The organism is Spirabiliibacterium mucosae, from assembly GCF_014884965.1.
Classification (GTDB): domain Bacteria; phylum Pseudomonadota; class Gammaproteobacteria; order Enterobacterales; family Pasteurellaceae; genus Spirabiliibacterium; species Spirabiliibacterium mucosae.
The window spans coordinates 1-17,681 of record NZ_JABTBO010000001.1 but is presented as its reverse complement, the minus strand read 5'-3'; the positions used below and the strand labels follow the sequence as shown (position 1 = coordinate 17,681).

Annotated in this window: 21 protein-coding genes and 2 pseudogenes; 8 read left to right on the top strand and 15 right to left on the bottom strand. The window is 54.8% G+C overall.

The features are described 5' to 3' along the window. Positions 1 to 112 precede the first annotated feature (112 nt). The 6 genes from HPC37_RS00110 to HPC37_RS00085 all read left to right on the top strand — a co-directional run bounded on the left by HPC37_RS00110 (position 113) and on the right by HPC37_RS00085 (position 5,423). A complete protein-coding gene (locus HPC37_RS00110) occupies positions 113 to 364 on the top strand; it encodes a YhdT family protein (protein WP_208121233.1) in 252 nt (83 codons plus the stop codon). Further along, the gene (gene panF, locus HPC37_RS00105) at positions 357 to 1,802 is read left to right on the top strand and encodes a sodium/pantothenate symporter (protein WP_208121232.1); all 1,446 of its coding nucleotides are present in this window, start codon (positions 357 to 359) and stop codon (positions 1,800 to 1,802) included. Before HPC37_RS00110 ends, panF begins: the two co-directional genes overlap by 8 nt. 2 nt (positions 1,803 to 1,804) lie before the next feature. Next, on the top strand, positions 1,805 to 2,689 hold the full coding sequence (prmA, locus tag HPC37_RS00100) for a 50S ribosomal protein L11 methyltransferase (RefSeq protein WP_208121231.1): 885 nt from the start codon (positions 1,805 to 1,807) through the stop codon (positions 2,687 to 2,689). 322 nt (positions 2,690 to 3,011) lie between these two features. Beyond that, positions 3,012 to 3,983 (top strand): tRNA dihydrouridine synthase DusB, encoded by a 972-nt coding sequence (gene dusB, locus HPC37_RS00095; RefSeq protein ID WP_208121230.1) that lies wholly within the window; start codon positions 3,012 to 3,014, stop codon positions 3,981 to 3,983. Between the two features lie 33 nt (positions 3,984 to 4,016). Next, positions 4,017 to 4,316 (top strand): DNA-binding transcriptional regulator Fis, encoded by a 300-nt coding sequence (gene fis, locus HPC37_RS00090; protein ID WP_208121229.1) that lies wholly within the window; start codon positions 4,017 to 4,019, stop codon positions 4,314 to 4,316. 126 nt (positions 4,317 to 4,442) lie between these two features. Next, the gene (locus tag HPC37_RS00085) at positions 4,443 to 5,423 is read left to right on the top strand and encodes an ion transporter (RefSeq protein WP_208121228.1); all 981 of its coding nucleotides are present in this window, start codon (positions 4,443 to 4,445) and stop codon (positions 5,421 to 5,423) included. Positions 5,424 to 5,444: 21 nt separating this feature from the next. On the opposite strand, the gene HPC37_RS00080 is transcribed toward HPC37_RS00085, so the two are convergent. The 14 genes and pseudogenes from HPC37_RS00080 to HPC37_RS00015 all read right to left on the bottom strand — a co-directional run bounded on the left by HPC37_RS00080 (position 5,445) and on the right by HPC37_RS00015 (position 15,041). Beyond that, positions 5,445 to 5,783: a P-II family nitrogen regulator gene (locus HPC37_RS00080; RefSeq protein ID WP_208121227.1), complete on the bottom strand. Its 339-nt coding sequence runs from the start codon at positions 5,781 to 5,783 to the stop codon at positions 5,445 to 5,447. Between the two features lie 9 nt (positions 5,784 to 5,792). Beyond that, entirely contained in the window at positions 5,793 to 6,371 is a 579-nt protein-coding gene (gene mog, locus HPC37_RS00075) for a molybdopterin adenylyltransferase (protein WP_208121226.1), read from the bottom strand. Next, positions 6,364 to 7,275 (bottom strand): c-type cytochrome biogenesis protein CcmI, encoded by a 912-nt coding sequence (gene ccmI / locus HPC37_RS00070; RefSeq protein ID WP_208121225.1) that lies wholly within the window; start codon positions 7,273 to 7,275, stop codon positions 6,364 to 6,366. The genes mog and ccmI overlap by 8 nt, the downstream gene beginning before the upstream one ends. Further along, the gene (locus HPC37_RS00065; RefSeq protein ID WP_208121224.1) at positions 7,275 to 7,718 is read right to left on the bottom strand and encodes a cytochrome c-type biogenesis protein; all 444 of its coding nucleotides are present in this window, start codon (positions 7,716 to 7,718) and stop codon (positions 7,275 to 7,277) included. Before HPC37_RS00065 ends, ccmI begins: the two co-directional genes overlap by 1 nt. After that, entirely contained in the window at positions 7,706 to 8,263 is a 558-nt protein-coding gene (locus HPC37_RS00060) for a DsbE family thiol:disulfide interchange protein (RefSeq protein WP_208121223.1), read from the bottom strand. Before HPC37_RS00060 ends, HPC37_RS00065 begins: the two co-directional genes overlap by 13 nt. Then, positions 8,260 to 10,224, bottom strand: a complete 1,965-nt coding sequence (locus HPC37_RS00055; protein ID WP_208121222.1) for a heme lyase CcmF/NrfE family subunit — start codon at positions 10,222 to 10,224, stop codon at positions 8,260 to 8,262. Before HPC37_RS00055 ends, HPC37_RS00060 begins: the two co-directional genes overlap by 4 nt. 58 nt (positions 10,225 to 10,282) lie before the next feature. Then, positions 10,283 to 10,783: pseudogene (ccmE, locus tag HPC37_RS00050) on the bottom strand (cytochrome c maturation protein CcmE); the annotation flags it as partial. Then, entirely contained in the window at positions 10,767 to 10,985 is a 219-nt protein-coding gene (ccmD, locus tag HPC37_RS00045; RefSeq protein ID WP_208121221.1) for a heme exporter protein CcmD, read from the bottom strand. The pseudogene ccmE and the gene ccmD, both read right to left, overlap by 17 nt. Next, entirely contained in the window at positions 10,982 to 11,722 is a 741-nt protein-coding gene (locus HPC37_RS00040) for a heme ABC transporter permease (protein WP_208121220.1), read from the bottom strand. Before HPC37_RS00040 ends, ccmD begins: the two co-directional genes overlap by 4 nt. 12 nt (positions 11,723 to 11,734) lie before the next feature. After that, positions 11,735 to 12,397: a heme exporter protein CcmB gene (gene ccmB, locus HPC37_RS00035; protein ID WP_208121356.1), complete on the bottom strand. Its 663-nt coding sequence runs from the start codon at positions 12,395 to 12,397 to the stop codon at positions 11,735 to 11,737. Then, positions 12,397 to 13,041 carry a cytochrome c biogenesis heme-transporting ATPase CcmA gene (gene ccmA, locus HPC37_RS00030; protein ID WP_208121219.1) on the bottom strand — a complete coding sequence of 215 codons (645 nt, stop codon included), beginning with the start codon at positions 13,039 to 13,041 and terminating at the stop codon, positions 12,397 to 12,399. Before ccmA ends, ccmB begins: the two co-directional genes overlap by 1 nt. Before the next feature lie 240 nt (positions 13,042 to 13,281). Beyond that, a complete protein-coding gene (gene folA / locus HPC37_RS00025) occupies positions 13,282 to 13,779 on the bottom strand; it encodes a type 3 dihydrofolate reductase (RefSeq protein WP_208121218.1) in 498 nt (165 codons plus the stop codon). Between the two features lie 9 nt (positions 13,780 to 13,788). Next, positions 13,789 to 14,256, bottom strand: coding sequence for a threonine/serine exporter family protein (locus HPC37_RS00020; RefSeq protein WP_208121217.1), 468 nt, complete (start codon positions 14,254 to 14,256; stop codon positions 13,789 to 13,791). Then, positions 14,256 to 15,041 carry a threonine/serine exporter family protein gene (locus HPC37_RS00015; protein ID WP_208121216.1) on the bottom strand — a complete coding sequence of 262 codons (786 nt, stop codon included), beginning with the start codon at positions 15,039 to 15,041 and terminating at the stop codon, positions 14,256 to 14,258. Before HPC37_RS00015 ends, HPC37_RS00020 begins: the two co-directional genes overlap by 1 nt. Before the next feature lie 94 nt (positions 15,042 to 15,135). Here HPC37_RS00015 and proB point away from each other — a divergent pair. After that, positions 15,136 to 16,267 (top strand): annotated as a pseudogene (proB, locus tag HPC37_RS00010) (glutamate 5-kinase). A gap of 9 nt (positions 16,268 to 16,276) precedes the next feature. Beyond that, complete coding sequence (proA, locus tag HPC37_RS00005) at positions 16,277 to 17,533, top strand: glutamate-5-semialdehyde dehydrogenase (protein WP_208121215.1); 1,257 nt, start codon at positions 16,277 to 16,279, stop codon at positions 17,531 to 17,533. Here proA and HPC37_RS11040 read toward each other — a convergent pair. Continuing rightward, on the bottom strand, positions 17,520 to 17,645 hold the full coding sequence (locus HPC37_RS11040) for a hypothetical protein (protein WP_282435380.1): 126 nt from the start codon (positions 17,643 to 17,645) through the stop codon (positions 17,520 to 17,522). The two genes, proA and HPC37_RS11040, sit on opposite strands and share 14 nt — an antisense overlap. Positions 17,646 to 17,681 lie beyond the last annotated feature (36 nt).

Genomic DNA, 17,681 nt, shown 5'->3' with positions numbered 1-17,681 from the left:
GATACGCAGTCATGACCATGCGCATCAAGTACTCGCGTACAAAATCTCCTTTTTATCTCCAAAAACTCCTGTATAATCAACGCCGTTTGACAACCTAACAAAGGAGAGCATCATGCACGGCTCGCATCGACTTCATCAAGCCACGCGAGAGGCGCGGTGGGCTTTAATCGTCACCATCGCCTACCTCATTGGCTGGATTTGCTGCGCCTACCTGCCACCGGACACCAAAGGCCCGCTCAACTTCCCTCTTTGGTTTGAACTCGCCTGCCTTTACCTGCCCGTGGTGTTTATCGTCGTGGCTTATTGGCTGATCAAAATTGTCTATCAAGATATCTCGTTGGAAAAGGACGTTCACGATGACTAATCTAGGCATGATTATCCCGCTGGTGATTTACCTCCTGTTTGTATTTGGTGCGGCGATTTATGCCTACACCCGCCGCAGCCGAGGCGATTATTTGACCGAATATTACGTTGGCAACCGCTCGATGACAGGCTTTGTGCTCGCGATGACTACGGCGGCGACCTATGCCAGTGCCAGCAGCTTTGTTGGTGGGCCAGGGGCGGCGTATAAATTTGGTTTGGGCTGGATTTTGCTGGCGATGATCCAGCTGCCGGCCGTGTGGTTGGCGCTGGGCGTATTGGGTAAAAAAATGGCGATTTTATCGCGCAAAGTCGATGCCTTAACCATCAACGATTTATTGCTCTATCGCTATAAAAACCGCACTTTGGTGTGGATCTCGTGTGTGGCATTGCTGTTGGCATTTTTTGTTGCGATGATCGCCCAATTTGTCGGGGGCGCGCGGCTGTTAGAAACCACGCTTGGCATCAACTACCGTTTATCGTTGCTGATTTTTGCCGTCACTGTGGCGCTCTACACCTTTATCGGCGGGTTTCGAGCGGTGGTGTTGACCGACACCTTGCAAGGGGCGGTGATGATTTTGGGCACCTTGATTTTGCTCTCCGGCGTGATTTATGCCACCGGCGGCATTGAGCGGGCGATGGCGACACTGCACAGCATTGACCCGGCCTTGGTCACGCCTTACGGGCCGAATGATATGCTCGGCTTTGAATTTATGGCCTCGTTTTGGGTGCTGGTGTGCTTCGGCGTGGTGGGCTTGCCGCACACCGTGATCCGCACCATGGCGTATAAAGACAGCAAGGCACTGCACAGCGGCATGCTGATTGGCACCGTGGTGCTCGGCATTATCATGCTCGGTATGCACCTCTCTGGCGCGTTGGGCCGGGCGTTAATTCCCGATCTTGCGATTCCCGATCAAGTCATCCCAACCTTGATGGTGCAAGTGCTGCCACCGATTGTGGCAGGCATCTTTTTGGCCACGCCGATGGCCTCGATTATGTCCACCATTGACTCCCAGTTGATTCAATCCTCGTCGGTGTTTGTCAAAGACATCTACCTTGCACTCAAGCCACAAGCGGCGAATAATCAGCGCCGTTTGTCGCGCATTTCTAGCGTGATCACGTTGCTGATCAGCATTTTGTTGATTTTTGCGGCGCTGAACCCGCCTGATATGCTCATTTGGCTCAATATTTTTGCCTTTGGTGGGCTTGAGGCGGCCTTTTTATGGGTGATTGTGTTAGGGCTTTATTGGGAAAAGGCCAACGCCTATGGCGCGATAGCCTCCATGCTCACGGGCATGATTTGCTACATCGGCTTGACCGCCGCGGGGGTGAAATTATTCCACTTCCACGCGATTGTGCCGTCGTTAATTTTGGGCTTGCTTGCCTTCTTGATTGCGAATAAAGTGGGTGAGAAGAAACAGATGGCCAACACACAGGAGTGATTATGCCTTGGGTACAAATTCGAATTGAAAGCACCAAAGACGAAGCCGAAGCGCTTGAAGATGCGTTATTGGCGCAAGGTGCGGTGTCGGTGACCTTTATGGACAGCGAAGACTGCCCGATTTTTGAGCCACTGCCAGGCGAAACGCGCTTGTGGGGCAACACGGTGGTGATCGGGCTTTTTGACGCCGAAACCCGCATGCAAGCGATTGTCGCCGATTTGCTCGCGCAAGGGGCGCTGGATGCGCACTCACAATACAAAGTGGAGCTGATTGAAGACAAAGATTGGGTGCGCGAGTGGATGAAAGATTTCAAGCCAATTTCATTTGGCAAACGGCTGTGGATTTGCCCAAGCTGGCTGCCCGTGCCCGATGAAAGTGCGGTCAACGTGATGCTTGACCCAGGCCTGGCCTTTGGCACCGGCACCCACCCGACAACCGCACTTTGCCTTGAGTGGCTTGATGGGCTGGATTTGGCAGGCAAAACGGTGATCGATTTTGGTTGCGGCTCGGGCATTTTAGCCATTGCGGCGCTCAAACTGGGCGCGAAGGCGGCGATTGGAATCGACATCGACCCGCAAGCGCTGCAAGCCAGTGCGCAAAATGCGCACAATAACAGCGTGGCGGAGCGCCTTTCGCTGTATCACGCCAATGAGGTGCCAGCTGGCCTACAAGCCGAGGTGGTGGTGGCCAATATTTTGGCCGAACCACTGCGTCAGCTTGTCAGCGAGATTGCAAGCGAGCGCCTTGCACCATACGGGCGGCTGTGTTTGTCTGGCATTTTAGACACCCAAGCCGATGAGATTGCCGCAATTTATCAAGACTATGTGCGCATTGATGAGGTCAAAACTCGTGGTGAGTGGTGTCGCGTGGTGGGCACGCGCGCGTAACATTTTGGTGGAGATAGCGCCAACCGCACTTTGCTTTTCGAACATCACGCGCGGGCAAAGTGCGGTGTGTGGCTTTGTGAATTTTAGGCCATAACGATGAAGTTTTGAGCAGCGTCTCACCTTGCTGAAGCGATTAACCTGGCAAAATCCACCCCAAAAGAGGTAAAAGTGCGGTTGTGTTTGGCGAAAAAAGAGCCAAAAATTGGACGTGGATCAAAAAAAAAGCATTTGTTTAAAAAATAGTCTTCCCTATCGTTAAAAAAGTGCGTATTATAGCGCCCTTGTTCGGTTTAACGCAGTTGCGTTGTTTAAGTGGGGCGAGATGCGCATTGGAAAATTTCAATTACTAAATCGCGTATTTCTCGCGCCAATGGCAGGGGTCACTGATCTCCCTTTCAGGCGGTTATGCGCGCGCTATGGCGCGGGTTTGACCTATTCTGAAATGATGTCGGCCAATCGCGATGTTTGGCATACCGAAAAATCACGCTTGCGCGTGGCGCACCACCCTGAAATTGGCATTCAAGCGGTGCAAATTGCAGGCAGCGAGGCGCAAGAGATGGCGCAGGCCGCGCGTGAAAACGTGGCACTGGGCGCGGAGATTATCGACATCAATATGGGTTGCCCGGCAAAAAAGGTCAACCGCAAGCAAGCGGGCTCAGCATTAATGCAAAGCCCCAAGCTGGTGGAGGCGATTTTGCACGCGGTGGTGGATGCAGTGGACGTGCCTGTCACCTTAAAAATGCGAACCGGCTGGGATAAAGCGCATCGAAACTGCCTTGAGATTGCCCGTATTGCAGAGCAAGCCGGCATTTGTGCGGTGACCATTCATGGGCGCACGCGCAGTTGTATGTATGACGGTGAAGCCGAATACGAGCATATTCGAGCGGTGAAGCGCGCGGTGAGAATCCCGGTGATTGCCAACGGTGACATCACCTCGCCTGAAAAGGCCAAATGGGTGTTGGATTACACCGAAGCAGATGCGGTGATGATTGGCCGAGCGGCACTTGGGCGGCCATGGCTGTTTGACCAAGTGGGCAAATTTTTGCAAACAGGCACCGCCTCAGGCGAGCCTGAATTGGCAGAAAAATGCCAAGTTGCTCTTGAGCATATCCATGCGCTTCATCAATTTTATGGAGCGCAGAAAGGTTTTAGAGTAGCGCGCAAGCATTTGGGCTGGTATTTGGACAACATTAAGCCTGACATGACGTTTAAGCGCCAATTCAATGCCATCAGCGACCCTGATGAGCAACTTGCGGCGTTAAGCGCGTTTTTTGACTCAATTTTAGCAAATTGAGAAGTTTTTATCGTTAAATGGAATAAATTGAATATGTTAGAACAACGTAGTAATTCATCAGAAGCATTAACCGTTTCGACATTGAATGCACAATCTCAACTTACAAATAAACCACTAAGAGATTCTGTCAAACAAGCATTGAAAAACTATTTGGCGCAACTCAACGGCCAAGATGTCAATGATCTTTATGAATTGGTGTTGTGCGAAGTTGAGCATCCAATGTTAGACATGGTGATGCAATACACTCGCGGCAACCAAACCCGTGCGGCGAACATGCTCGGCATCAACCGCGGCACATTGCGCAAAAAATTGAAAAAATACGGCATGGGCTGATAAAGCGACGCCAAAAACCCGCCATGTGCGGGTTTTTATTGCCTTTTTAGCCCAAGGTCACATTTTGCTTAAGCCCCGCTCGCACAGCGTGCGCATTTTGACTAAAATAGCCGCAAGAGGCCGGTTATGTTCAGTTCCATTCGACGCAATCTTTATTACATCTTAGAAAGTGCCCACAAAGGTGGGGTTTGGCGCGTGGTGGTCAATTCACTGATTGTGTTTTTGATCATTTTAAACGTGTTTGCCGTGATTTTAGAGTCCGATCGCGACATTTACCTGCAGTTTTATTCTCTTTTCTACCAGTTTGAAGTACTCTCCGTCAGCTTGTTTGCGTTGGAATATCTCGCGCGGATTTGGGTGATTCCTGAGAAAAATAAAACCCAAAGCGCGTGGAAAATGCGCCTAAAATGGCTCATCACGCCAAGTGCGGTGATCGACTTGCTGGCGATTTTGCCGTCGATTTTGCACTATTTCATCCCGTTTGATTTGCGCCTGTTGCGGATTTTCCGCTTGATTCGGATTTTAAAACTGGCGCGTTATTTCACCGCGATGCAGCTGATGCTGAAAGTCATCGCGCGGGAGAAGCGCTCGTTTCAAGCGGTGTTGATGATTTTGCTGATTTTGATCATCATCTCCGCCAGCGCCATTTATGTGGTGGAGCACAATGTGCAGCCGCAGGTGTTCGGATCGATCCCGAAATCGATGTGGTGGGCGGTGGTCACGCTCACCACGGTGGGCTATGGTGATGTCACGCCCATCACGCCGCTGGGCAAAATCTTAGGGGCGATCATCACCGTGCTGGGCATTGGCGTGGCGGCGCTGCCAGCAGGTATTTTAGCCTCAGGCTTTGCCAGTGAGTTGAACCAACGCCGTCAGCGGATGGAGCAAAAATTTCGCCAAGCATTGATGGATGAAAATACGCTGTCGCTTGATGAGCGCAAAATCCGACGGCTGCGCCGCAGTTTAGGGCTGTCGCGCGATGTGGCGCACGAGATTTTGCAGCAAGTGATCACCGAAAAGCGCATTCAAAAAGGGGAGAGTGAAGCTCAGCACGCCGCTGAGCTTGGCTATTGCCCCCATTGTGGTAAAAAACTGCCGCATCGCTAATGTAAAATACACAAAGTGCGGTTACAGCGCCTCTTCGTTTTCTTCGCTTGTGCGAATGCGGATCACGCGCTCGACGTCATAAACAAAGATTTTGCCGTCGCCAATTTTGCCTGTTTGCGCGCTGTCAATAATCGCCTCAATCGCGCGCTCAACGTCTTCGTCGAGCACCACGATATCGAGTTTCACTTTGGGCAGAAAGTCCACCATATACTCCGCGCCGCGGTACATCTCGGTGTGGCCTTTTTGCCGGCCAAAGCCTTTGACCTCGGAGACCGTCATGCCCGTGATGCCAACATCAGAGAGCGCCTCGCGCACGTCATCGAGTTTAAATGGTTTGATAATTGCTTCAATTTTTTTCATCTTGGCTCCTTAACGCCGCGCCGATTTTGGGCGGAAGGCGCTGACCACCGTGTCATGGGTTTCAACATAAATGCCGCTGAGCAGCTGCAAGCAGTAGGGCACCGCGCTGAAAATGCCGCGCACCACGGTGTTGCCCTCGGCGTCTTTCACGCCTTCAAGGGTTTCTTTAATCGCCTTTGGCTGGCCGGGCAAATTCAAAATCAAGCTTTCACCGCGGATCACGCCCACTTGGCGAGATAAAAGTGCGGTCGGCACAAAGTGCAAACTCACCTGACGCATCTGCTCGCCAAAGCCTGGCATGTCGCGATCGGCCACCGCCAGTGTGGCATCGGGGGTGACATCGCGCTTGGCCGGCCCCGTGCCGCCGGTGGTGAGGACCAAATCGCAGTGGTGAGTGTCGACTAACTCGATTAAAGTTTGCTCAATTAACGGCTGCTCGTCTGGAATCAGGCGGCTTTCAACGGCAAATTCGCCAACGATAGCGCTGCGCAACCAGCGTTCAAGCTCTGGCAGGCCCTGGTCTTGATAGACCCCTTGGCTGGCGCGATCAGAGACCGACACCAGGCCAATTTTCAGTTGTTTAGTCATGCGGCTTCTCCTTGTTAGGCTGGGCGCGTTGTTTTTCCAGCTCAGCTTGCGCTTGCGTGATGCTGCGCTCAATCAGCGCAATGCGGCTGTCGCTGGCGGGGAGTAATTTTAACATCATTTTCCACGCCGTTAATGCCATGGTGTAATTTTCTTTTTCATAGGCATTAAACGCCAGCAGGCTGAGCGCTTGCGTGTTGGTGTGATCGCGCTTAATCACTTGGCGCAACAGCAGCTCGCCTTGCACGTTGTCGCGCTCATCTTGTGAGAATAACAACACGCGCGCGTAGCTAACTTGATAATTGAGATCATCCGGCGCAAGCTGGTAGGCGCGTTTGTAGCTTTCCATCGCCAGCTGGCCGTTATTGGTGTTCATGCCGATTTGGCCCAGCAGCCACCAACCTTTGGCGTCATTTGGGTTGTGCTGCAATTGGGTGCGCAAGCCGATGGTGAGCTGTTGCAGCTCCTCCATGGTGAGCGGCTTTTGTTGTTCTTCCTCTAAGCGTTGATAAAGTGCGGGCAGCTGCGCTTGGGCGTGGTCTAATTGCTGCTGCGCATGCCATGAACCGACGGAAAAATAAGCCCCCAGGGCGATAACCACCAGCGCCAAGGTGGCGGAGGCAAACCACACGCCGCCACGGGCAATGCGCTGTGGCGTGACCGCACTTTGCGTGTCAGGAATGTCGCTTAATAGCCGTTGTTGCAGCTCATGCTCGGCTTGCGCGGCATCGTCAAGCACGCCTTCGTCTTGCTGCTGTTGCGCCTCTTGCAAGCTGTGGTAATAAAACGCACGGTTGAGCGCTTGCTGGCGGGTGAAAGTGCGGTTGCCCGAGCGCATTAACAACGGATAAAACGCCATCAGCGCCACCAGCACAGTAAAAATCAAAATCGCAAGCCACAGTGCCATTATTGCTGCTCCTCATCGTTGCGCAGCAGCGCATCCAGGCGCTGGCGGTCAAGTGAGCGCTCGTCACTGTGTGGCCGGCGCTTGAAAAAAAGCCCAAGGCCGATGAGCAACAGCACCACTGGCAGCAGCCACAACAGCACGGTGGAGAACGTCAGCGGCGGGTCGTAGGTGACAAAATGGCCATAACGCGCAACCATGTAATCGACAATCTCTTGCTTGCTTTTGCCTTGTTCTAACAGCTCAAACACCTTTGCGCGCATGTCGTTGGCGATGGTGGCGTTGGAATCCGCAATCGAGTTGTTTTGGCACTGCGGGCAGCGCAACTGCTCGGTCAATTGGTGATAGGCCTCCTCCTGCGCAGGGGAGGAAAACTGCAAGGCGTCAATCGCGCCATTGGCCTGCACGGCAAACAGCAGCAACGCCGCGGCGATTATTTTTGACATGTGTTCTCCTTGGCGTAGCGGTCATAAATCGGCTTGAGGGTTTGGCGCCACACGGCCTCATCCACCGCGCCGGCAAAGCGGTAGCGGATGATGCCTGCGCAATCAATGATGAACGTCTCGGGCGCACCATACACGCCTAAATCAAACCCCAGCGCGCCTTTTTCATCAAAAATCACGTGCTGATATGGGTTGCCTAACTTCTCCAGCCAGCGCAGCGCGGCCTCTCGGTTGTCTTTATAATTAACGCCTACCAGCGTAACCGCACTTTTCAGCGTGTTCAAATAGCTGTGCTCGGCATAACACGTTGGGCACCAGGTGGCCCACACGTTGAGCAAAATGGGCCGATTGCCGACAATGCTATGCTCATTTATCCGCCCAGCGCGCGCGTCTAGCGCCGGCAGATCAAAGTGCGGTAGCGATTTGCCCACCAGGGCAGATTCCAGCGCTTTCGGGTCGTCGCCGTGGGCGTTGCGCAACAGCTGCCAGCCAAACAGCGCAACCAAGATTAAAAACGCAATCAGCGGTAAAAATAACTTTTTGTTCATAGCGCCTCTTTATTGGCTTTTTTCACCAAGCGTTGCAAGCGGTAGCGGCGATCGCTGATGCACAATAGCCCACCGAGCGCCATAAACAGTCCGCCAAACCAAATCCAGCGCACAAACGGCTTGAAATACAGCCGCAGCGCCCAGGCATCCCCCTCCAACCGCTCGCCGAGGGCAACATAGAGATCGCGGCTAAAGCCCCAGTCGATCGCCGCCTCCGTCATGCTCATTTTACTGACGGTATAAAAGCGTTTTTCTGCCTGCAGGTGGGCTTGCGCGCGGCCATTTTTGTTGACCGAAATCTCGGCGCTGGCGCCTTGATAATTCGGCCCGTCTTGTGGTTTGACACCGTCAAAGGTGAAGGTGTAGCCGGCAATCTCAACGCTGTCGCCTGGTTGCATACGCACGTCGCGCTCAACGCTGAAATTTTGGCTAAAGGCAATGCCAAACACCGTCATCGCCACACCTAAGTGGGCACTCACCATGCCATAATGCGAGCGCGAGAGCTTGAGCAAGCCTTTAAAAAAGCCATGGCGGTGGGTGGCGCGCAGGTGCAGCTCATAGAGGCTTAGGAGCACGATAATCGCCGCCATCATGGTGCCAAGCACCGCCGTGGTGGTAAGGCGGTCAAATAAAGTGTAAGGCAAAATCACGCCAAGTGCGGTCATGGCGATGAGGCTGATGATAACCGGCGTGCGAATGGCGCTGAGTTGATCGCGGCGCCATTTGACCAGCGGGCCGATGCCGAGGATAAAGGCAAAAGGCACCATCAAAATCAGGAACATTTGGTTGAAAAACGGCGCGCCGACGGAAATTGATCCCAAGCCCAGCTGCTTGTGCAGTAGCGGCAGCAGGGTGCCGATCAATACCACCGAAAGTGCGGTCATCAAAATCACATTGTTGAGCAGCAGCAGGTTTTCGCGTGAGTAGCGCTCATAGTGATTGAGTGAGCGAATTTGGCTGCCTTTGAAGGCATACAGCGTGAGCGAGCCGCCGATCACCAGCACCAAATAGGCGAGGATAAACATCCCGCGCGTTGGGTCGGAGGCAAAGGCGTGAACAGACACCAAAATGCCCGAGCGCACCAAAAAGGTGCCAAGCAAACACAGCGAAAAGGCAAGAATCGCCAGCAGCACTGTCCAGGCTTTGAAACTGCCGCGTTTTTCTGTCACCGACAGGCTGTGAATCAGCGCAGTGCCCGCCAGCCACGGCATCAGTGAGGCGTTTTCAACTGGGTCCCAAAACCACCAGCCGCCCCAGCCGAGCTCGTAATAGGCCCACCATGAGCCGAGCACAATCCCGAGGGTCAAAAACACCCACGCCGCCAGCGTCCATGGGCGGGACCAGCGCGCCCACGCGGTGTCGAGCTGCCCGCCAATAAGCGCGGCGATGGCAAAGGCAAAGGCGACCGAAAAGCCGACATAGCCCATGTAAAGCAGCGGCGGGTGGAAAATCAGCCCCACATCTTGCAGCAGCGGGTTGAGCTCGCGCCCATCAACGGGGAAGTCAGGAAAAGTGCGGTCAAACGGGTTGGAGGTGAAAATGATAAAAATCAAAAAGCCGATGCTGATCAACCCCATCACCGCCACCACGCGCGAGATGGCCTCCAGCGGCAGGCTTTTGCTCCACAGCGCCACCGCCGCGCCCCACAGCGAGAGCAGCCAAATCCACAGCAGCAGCGAGCCCTCATGGGAGCCCCACACCGCGGAGAGGCGATAATACAGCGGCAGCTGGGTGTTGGAATTGTTCACCACATACTGCACGCTGAAATCATTCACAGCAAAAAGGTAGCTAAGGCTGACAAACGCCACCGTGAGCGTGACAAACAAGCTAATACTCAGCGGGCGGGCGAGTAGCATCAAAGTGCGGTTGTGCCAGCGGCTGCCAAGGGCAGGCAGCAGCGCTTGCATCACCGCCAGGGCAAGGGCGAGCGCGAGCGCGTAGTTTCCAAATTCGGCGATCATTTCCGCCCTCACTGGCATCGATGGTTTGTTTCAAATGCTGATTGAATTTCTCGATCGCTTGCGCGTCGCGTGCTGATTCGCCTTTGAGATCCTCACCGCTCACGCCCATCGGTTGGTGAACTTTTTGCATTTGCGTTTCAAGCTCAGGCGGCACGTAGTTTTCATCATGCTTGGCGAGCACTTCACTGGCTTTGAGCGTGGTTTCATCGATTAGCACGCCTTGCGCCACAATGCCTTGCCCCTCGCGGAACAAATCGGGCAAAATGCCCTCGTATTCCACCGTGATGGCAGGGCCTATGTCGTTGAGGTCAAACCGCACTTTCAAGCTGTTGGGATCGCGTTTGACCGAGCCCTCCACCACCATGCCGCCCACGCGCAGGCGTTGGCCGGGGTGCGGCTTGGCATCAGGCTTGTTGTCCTTGCCATAAATCACCTCAGAGGGGGTGTAGAACAAGTCAATATTTGAGCGCAGAGCAAACAGCATCAAGCCCACGGCGATGCTCAAGCCCAGCAGCACAAACACAACCACTTTTAAGCGCGATTTACGTCTTGGATTCATGCTCACTCCTTTTATATTGCGCTTGTTGCGCTTGGCGTTGGTGGTAGCGGGCAATCTCGCGCAACAGCCGTTTGCGCTCACGCACGCTCACCCCAATTAAGCCGAAAATGCAAAGTGCGGTCAGGCCGTAGCACAGCCACACATAAAAACCGTAGCCACCCATGTGGATAAACTCGGCAAAACTGTCAAAAAACGGTGTCATACCCCACCCCCTGCAAGTGCCTTCACCCACGGGCGTTTAAACTCTTCACGCAATAATGCGTTGCGATAGCGCATAAGGCTGAGCCACACGGTTAAGCATAAAAAGCCGAAAATCGCCAAAATGAGCGGATACAACATGGCGCTGGCCATCGACGGCTTGGCAAATTTGGTGATGGTGGCGCCTTGGTGCAAGGTGTTCCACCACTGGACGGAAAAGTGAATGATCGGCAAATTGACCACGCCCACCACCGAGAGCACGGCGGCGACTTTGCCACCGCGGCGGCTGTCGTCAAAGGCGCTGTAAAGGGCGATGATGCCGATGTATAAAAAGAACAAAATCAGCTCCGAGGTGAGCCGTGCGTCCCACACCCACCAAGTGCCCCACATCGGCTTGCCCCAAATGGCGCCGGTGGCAAGCGCGATAAAGGTGATGGTCGCGCCAATCGGTGCCATGGCGATCATCGCCAAATAGGCCTGGCGAATTTGCCAAATCAACCCCACGGCGGCCGCCGTTGCCATCGCGGCATAAATGCCCATCGACCAAATTGCGCTGGGCACATGGACATAAATCATGCGAAAGCCATTGCCTTGCTGATAATCCGCCGGCGCAAACGCCAAGCCCCAAATCAGGCCTACGGCGAGCAAGCAAAGAGCGCTCAGGCCGAAAAAGGGCATCAGTTTGCCGCACAAGTGGTATTGCGTTTGTGGTTTTGCATAAGGGTGAAGCCATTTCCACATGGGGTGTTGTCCTTAATCTAAATGTATTTTGATAGCACCAGCGATAGCAAACGGCGCCAGCGTGACGCTCAGTGCTGCGATCGCACCCAAAATCGCCAGCTGTGGGCGGTAGTCGAGCTGCAATTGCGCCGCATCCAGCGCGGCGGCGGAAAAGATCAGCACAGGGATGATAAGCGGAATCACCAGCACACTGAGCAGCACGCCACCACGGCGCAGGCCCACGGTCAGCGCCACGCCAATCGCGCCAATCGCGCTCAGCGTTGGCGTGCCCAGCAACAAGGTGAGCACCAGCGCCCACCACAGCGGTGCGTCTAAATTTAACAGCAGCGCAGCCAGGGGTGAGAGCACAATCAGCGGCAGTGCGGTCACCAGCCAATGCGCGAGCATTTTCGCGAGCATCAGCCACGGCAGCGGCGCGCTCAGCAGTGCGATTTGCTCGAGCGAGCCATCGCGGAAATCATCGGCAAACAGCCGCTCAAAGGCCAATAGCGCAGAAAATAGCGTGGCGACCCACACCACACCCGGTGCAATGCGCGCCAACAGCACCGGCTCCGGCCCAATAACAAGCGGGAAGAGCGTGATCACCAGCAGGAAAAACCACAGCGGGTTGAGCAGCGCCGATTTGCTCAGCCACGCCAGATGCAGCTCGCGTTTTAAAATGGTCGCGAAAATCATCATTCCTCCTCGCCTTTGAAGGCGTTGAGGTCTACGCGCGCGAGCATCTCGCTTTCAACGCGTTGGTGACTGGTTAAAATCACCATGCCGCCTTGCGTGCAGTGGCGCTCAAAAAGTGCGGTCAGCGTGGCTTGACCTTGCTTGTCGATGGCGGTGAACGGCTCATCAAGCAGCCAAATAGGTGCGTGGGTGAGGTGCAACCGCGCGAGCGCCACACGCTTTTGTTGCCCGGCAGAAAGCTGACCCAAGGCGGTGTCTTCCAGCCCCATCAAACCCATGCGATAGAGCGCGTCGAGCACCGCACTTTCACCTTGCTCACAGGCGCTGATGCGTTGATAAAAGCGCAAATTCTCCAGCGCACTCAACTGTGGCTTGAGCCCGCTTTGGTGGCCAAGAAAAAGCAACTGGCTGTGGTAGTGCTCGCGCTGCTGGGTAATGGGTGTGCCGTCAAAGCGCACCTCGCCTTCACGCGGGCGAGAGAGCCCGGCGATAATGCGCAGCAAGCTGGTTTTGCCAATGCCGTTGTGCCCTTCAAGTTGCAGCATTTGCCCACTTTGCAAGGCATACGACAAGCCTGCGAACAGCGTGTTGTCACCGCGCTGGCAGGCAAGTTGATGCAATGTGAGTTGATGTTGGGCAAACATAGGGCACCTTACGTGATTAGTTGAGTGAGGATTTTAGCACAGCCTTTTCTCGCTGTGCTAATGCAAGGTGCGCGGCGGGCTAACTCAAAAGATGTAGAGCGCGCGCCGATTTGCCCGCCTTTAAGTAAAATCGGCGTGTAACGACTTGATATTTCAGCAAAATCTTGCGTCAAAATAGTTGCGAAAATTTTGATCTATCGCAAGTCGATTACCCGCACCGCACTTTCGTTTTTTACAGCACTAGGCTTTGATATCAGCGATGCGTTGATAAATGCAAAAGCGGCAGTCGTAGGCGTTTTTCTCGTCTTTTTCGGCCCATTGCTCAAACACCCGCTTCCAGCGCGCCGGCTCGATGTCAGGGAAGAAGGTGTCGCCTTCAAGGGTGGCTTGAATTTCGGTTAAATAAAGTGCACTCGCCAGCGGCAGCGCTTGGGCAAAAAGCTGCCCGCCGCCGATGATCATCACCTCACTGGCCTGTGCACACAAGCTCAAGGCGTTGTCTAAATTCTCCGCCCAGGTGACGTTTTCCGCCTCAAACGGGGTGCGTGAGAGCACAATATTGTGGCGATTGGGCAGCGCTTTGCCAATCGACTCAAAAGTTTTGCGCCCCATGATAACCGGCTTGTTGAGGGTGTTTTGCTTAAACCACGCCAAATCCCGCGGCAGGTGCCACGGCATGGCGTTGTCTTTGCCGATCACGCGGTTTTGGCTCATCGCCACAATTAAACTGATTTGCATGCCTGCTCCTTACACCACAGGGCGTTGACGGAAGAATAACAACCCCGGCAGCGCCAACCCAAAGGCCAGCGCACCAATGATAAAGCCCGATTTGACAAAGTTGTCGACCGCTTGTTGAAAGAGCGCATCAGCATAGCCGAAATGGTGAATCTGCACAACGGCGATCATCGCTTTGTAGGCATAAACCCCTGGGATCATCGGGATAATCGCCGCCACCGTGAACACTTTCGGGTGGGCGAGGTAACGCTGGGAGAGATACACGCCGATAAAGCCAATCAGGCTGGCGGCAAAAAAGGTGGCAAACACCATCGGCATGTCGATGGTCAGCAGCAACAATTTGCGAAACGCGTGGCCAAGGGCGCCGAGCAGCGCGCAGTATTTCAATGCATTCGGCGGCACGTTAAACAGCAACGCAAAGCCCACCGCCGGGATGGCGGCGAAGAACATATCGTCGAGCAAGGTTAAAATCAAGTCCATTAGCCACCCCACTGATGAATGTTAAGCAAACTCAAGGCAAACACAATGCCGATGCACGCACCAAAGGTCAGCACCGTGGCCAGCGCCCAGCGGCCAATACCCATGTTGGTGAAGCCTTTTAAAATATCCGACAACGAATTGATATACGGAAACCCTGGCACCAACAGCAACACGCTCGAGGCGATCGCCACTTGTGGGTCGTTGCCAATGCCAAAGCGCAGCGACACGCTGGAAATGCAAGTGGCCACAAACGCGGTGGTGGCAAACACAATGGTTGGGTTGTAGTGGCGCATCGCCAGCGCTTGGCGGACATACATCGCCACGCATGAGGCCAAAAAGGTGATGGCGCAAATGTTGGCGTCACCTCCTGAAAGGCGCGCAAAACTGGCGCACGACAGCCCGACCATCAGCACCACCAAATAGCGGTTGTATTTATACGGGCGGATGGCGTAGAGCTTTTTGTGCACGGTGTCGGTGTCGTAAATGTGGTGCTCGGCGGCAATCACAATGTGCTGCACCTCGGTTACCACGTGCATATTAATCCCGCGGTCTTGATTGCGCCGCGTGGTGGTGATGCAGTTGCCATCGTGGCGGGTGGTGAGCACCACGGCATTGGCGGTGAGCGCAATCTCCACGCTTTCCACGCCCAGTGCCTTGCCAAGGCGCTCGGCCACTTGGCTGACCAGCGTGCTCTCGGCGCCGTGTTGCAACAGCAAAAGTGCGGTGTGCACACACAAGCGCGTGATTTCTTGCTGCTCACTATGAGAGAGTTTTTTAAGCTCCATGGATAAGTCCTAGACAACGATTTTGTGAATGATTTTTAGCTGGAATAATGGTAACGTAACAGGAAATTTTTTTCATTATTTAAGACTAAAAATTATGCAAAAAGTGCACACATCCGATAGCGCCACCGGCAAAACGGTGGTGTTGAAATTTGGCACCAGCGTGCTCACCCAAGGCTCGCCGAAGCTCAACCGCGTGCAAATGCTCAACATTGTGCGCCAATGCGCCGAGCTCAAACGCATGGGGCTGCGGGTGGTGATTGTCACCTCCGGCGCGGTGGCGGCAGGGCGCGATTATCTCTGCCGGCCACAACTGCCCCCGACCATTGCCTCCAAGCAGATGCTCGCCGCCGTCGGCCAAAGCCAGCTGATTCAAGCCTGGGAGCAATTGTTTGATATTTATGATATTTTTATCGGGCAGATGCTGCTCACCCGCGCCGATTTGGAAGATCGCGAGCGTTTTTTTGAACGCGCGCGACACCCTCAATGCGCTGCTCGATAACGACATTATCCCGATTATTAATGAAAACGACGCCGTCGCCACCGCTGAAATCAAAGTCGGCGACAACGACAATCTCTCCGCGCTGGTGGCGATTCTCGCCAATGCCGATCAGCTCTATCTGCTCACCGATCAGCAAGGGCTGTTTGACAGCGACCCGCGCGCCAATCCTGAGGCAAAATTGATCCCCGTGGTGGACAAAATCACCGAGCACACCCGCGCCATTGCCGGCGGCAGTGTTTCGGGCCTTGGCACGGGCGGCATGAGCACCAAAATCACCGCGGCCGACATTGCCACCCGCTTTGGCATTGAAACGATCATCGCGCCCGGCGGGCAGGCGGATGTGATCGTTGCGCTGGCCAAGGGGGATGCGATCGGCACCAAATTTGTTGCCACCAGCCATACCTTGCAGCGACGCAAGCAGTGGCTGTTTGCTGCGCCCAAAGCTGGCCGCGTGACGGTGGACGACGGCGCCGCACAGGCGATTTTGCACGAGCACAGCTCGCTGCTGCCGGCTGGCATCGTGGCGGTTGAGGGGCGCTTTGCCCGTGGTGAAGCGGTGCAGGTGTGTACGGCCGCGGGCAAAAACATCGCCATTGGCATGGCGTGCTACAACAGCGATGCACTCAACGTGATTAAAGGGCACAAATCCAACGACATCACCGCACTTTTGGGCTATGAATACGGTCATGTGGCGATTCATCGTGATGATATGGTGGTTTTAGATTAAGGATAAACTATGCAACTAATTGAGATGGGAAAACGCGCCAAAGCGGCCGCATTTGAGCTGGCGCAACTGAGCACCAGCGCGAAAAACCGCGCCTTGGGCGTGATTGCCGATGAGCTTGAAGCCAACGCCGAGCACATTCTAGCCGCCAACGCGCAAGACATTGAGCGCGCGCACGCACAAGGCTTGAGTGAGGCGTTGATCGACCGCTTGTTGCTCACCCCTGAGCGGCTGCGCGGCATTGCCAACGACGTGCGCCATGTGATTACGCTTGCTGACCCAGTCGGGCAGGTGATTGACGGCGGGCAGCTTGACAGCGGCTTGGCGATTTCCCGCGTGCGGGTGCCGCTGGGTGTGGTGGCGACCATTTATGAAGCGCGGCCGAATGTGACCATTGATGTGGCGTCGCTGTGTTTGAAAACGGGCAACGCGGTGATTTTGCGCGGCGGCAAAGAAACACGCAACACCAACGCCGCCTTGCTGGAGGTGGTGCAAACCGCACTTTCCCGCGCGGGCTTGCCGCACGATGCGGTGCAGGCGATTTTAGACCCCGACCGCACGTTGGTTTTAGAACTGTTAAAACTCGACCGCTATGTGGACATGATCATCCCACGCGGCGGGGCAGGCTTGCACCAATTGTGCAAAGAGCAGGGCACGATCCCGGTGATTGTCGGCGGCATCGGCATTTGTCATATTTTTGTGGAAGAAAGTGCGGATCAAGCCCGCGCGTTAGCACTCATTAACAACGCCAAAACCCAGCGCCCAAGTGCCTGCAACGCGCTGGAAACGTTGCTGGTACAGCGCAGCATCGCGAGCGAGTTTATCCCGCAAGTGGTGGCCGAACTGGCGGGCAAAAATGTGCATTTTTACGCCGACGCTGACGCGCTGGCGATTTTGCAAAAGTGCGGTGCGAGCGTAAGCAGCGTAAGCGACGAGCAACTGCGGCGTGAGGCGTTGTGCAACGATATGAATGTGGTGATTGTCGATGACATCGCGCAGGCGATTGGCCACATTCGCGAATACGGCAGCGCGCATTCGGACGCGATTTTGACCCAGTCGCCACAGTTGATGACGCAGTTTGTCCGGCAAGTGGATTCGGCGACGGTGTATGTCAACGCCAGTACGCGTTTTACTGACGGCGGGCAGTTTGGCTTGGGTGCTGAGGTGGCGGTGAGTACGCAAAAACTCCACGCTCGCGGCCCGATGGGGCTGGAGGCGTTGACGACCTATAAATGGGTTTGTGTGGGGGATTATCTCAGCCGCGGTTAAGTGCGGCGATAATTGGCAAAGTGCGGTTGGCGAGTGCGACCGCACTTTTCTTTTTGATGACGCCGTCATCGCTCTCTTTTCCGCCTGCGGCGGGTGCTTTGTTCTCTGCCATCACTCCGTCATGGCGCTACGGTTTCGCCGTTGGCGA

What these genes read in the sequence shown, in the direction of transcription:
- HPC37_RS00110 (WP_208121233.1), top strand. Translation starts at nt 113, where the DNA reads ATGCACGGCTCGCATCGACTTCATCAAGCCACGCGAGAGGCGCGGTGG.
- panF (WP_208121232.1), top strand. Translation starts at nt 357, where the DNA reads ATGACTAATCTAGGCATGATTATCCCGCTGGTGATTTACCTCCTGTTT.
- prmA (WP_208121231.1), top strand. Translation starts at nt 1,805, where the DNA reads ATGCCTTGGGTACAAATTCGAATTGAAAGCACCAAAGACGAAGCCGAA.
- dusB (WP_208121230.1), top strand. Translation starts at nt 3,012, where the DNA reads ATGCGCATTGGAAAATTTCAATTACTAAATCGCGTATTTCTCGCGCCA.
- fis (WP_208121229.1), top strand. Translation starts at nt 4,017, where the DNA reads ATGTTAGAACAACGTAGTAATTCATCAGAAGCATTAACCGTTTCGACA.
- HPC37_RS00085 (WP_208121228.1), top strand. Translation starts at nt 4,443, where the DNA reads ATGTTCAGTTCCATTCGACGCAATCTTTATTACATCTTAGAAAGTGCC.
- HPC37_RS00080 (WP_208121227.1), bottom strand. Translation starts at nt 5,783, where the DNA reads ATGAAAAAAATTGAAGCAATTATCAAACCATTTAAACTCGATGACGTG.
- mog (WP_208121226.1), bottom strand. Translation starts at nt 6,371, where the DNA reads ATGACTAAACAACTGAAAATTGGCCTGGTGTCGGTCTCTGATCGCGCC.
- ccmI (WP_208121225.1), bottom strand. Translation starts at nt 7,275, where the DNA reads ATGGCACTGTGGCTTGCGATTTTGATTTTTACTGTGCTGGTGGCGCTG.
- HPC37_RS00065 (WP_208121224.1), bottom strand. Translation starts at nt 7,718, where the DNA reads ATGTCAAAAATAATCGCCGCGGCGTTGCTGCTGTTTGCCGTGCAGGCC.
- HPC37_RS00060 (WP_208121223.1), bottom strand. Translation starts at nt 8,263, where the DNA reads ATGAACAAAAAGTTATTTTTACCGCTGATTGCGTTTTTAATCTTGGTT.
- HPC37_RS00055 (WP_208121222.1), bottom strand. Translation starts at nt 10,224, where the DNA reads ATGATCGCCGAATTTGGAAACTACGCGCTCGCGCTCGCCCTTGCCCTG.
- ccmD (WP_208121221.1), bottom strand. Translation starts at nt 10,985, where the DNA reads ATGACACCGTTTTTTGACAGTTTTGCCGAGTTTATCCACATGGGTGGC.
- HPC37_RS00040 (WP_208121220.1), bottom strand. Translation starts at nt 11,722, where the DNA reads ATGTGGAAATGGCTTCACCCTTATGCAAAACCACAAACGCAATACCAC.
- ccmB (WP_208121356.1), bottom strand. Translation starts at nt 12,397, where the DNA reads ATGATTTTCGCGACCATTTTAAAACGCGAGCTGCATCTGGCGTGGCTG.
- ccmA (WP_208121219.1), bottom strand. Translation starts at nt 13,041, where the DNA reads ATGTTTGCCCAACATCAACTCACATTGCATCAACTTGCCTGCCAGCGC.
- folA (WP_208121218.1), bottom strand. Translation starts at nt 13,779, where the DNA reads ATGCAAATCAGTTTAATTGTGGCGATGAGCCAAAACCGCGTGATCGGC.
- HPC37_RS00020 (WP_208121217.1), bottom strand. Translation starts at nt 14,256, where the DNA reads ATGGACTTGATTTTAACCTTGCTCGACGATATGTTCTTCGCCGCCATC.
- HPC37_RS00015 (WP_208121216.1), bottom strand. Translation starts at nt 15,041, where the DNA reads ATGGAGCTTAAAAAACTCTCTCATAGTGAGCAGCAAGAAATCACGCGC.
- proA (WP_208121215.1), top strand. Translation starts at nt 16,277, where the DNA reads ATGCAACTAATTGAGATGGGAAAACGCGCCAAAGCGGCCGCATTTGAG.
- HPC37_RS11040 (WP_282435380.1), bottom strand. Translation starts at nt 17,645, where the DNA reads ATGGCAGAGAACAAAGCACCCGCCGCAGGCGGAAAAGAGAGCGATGAC.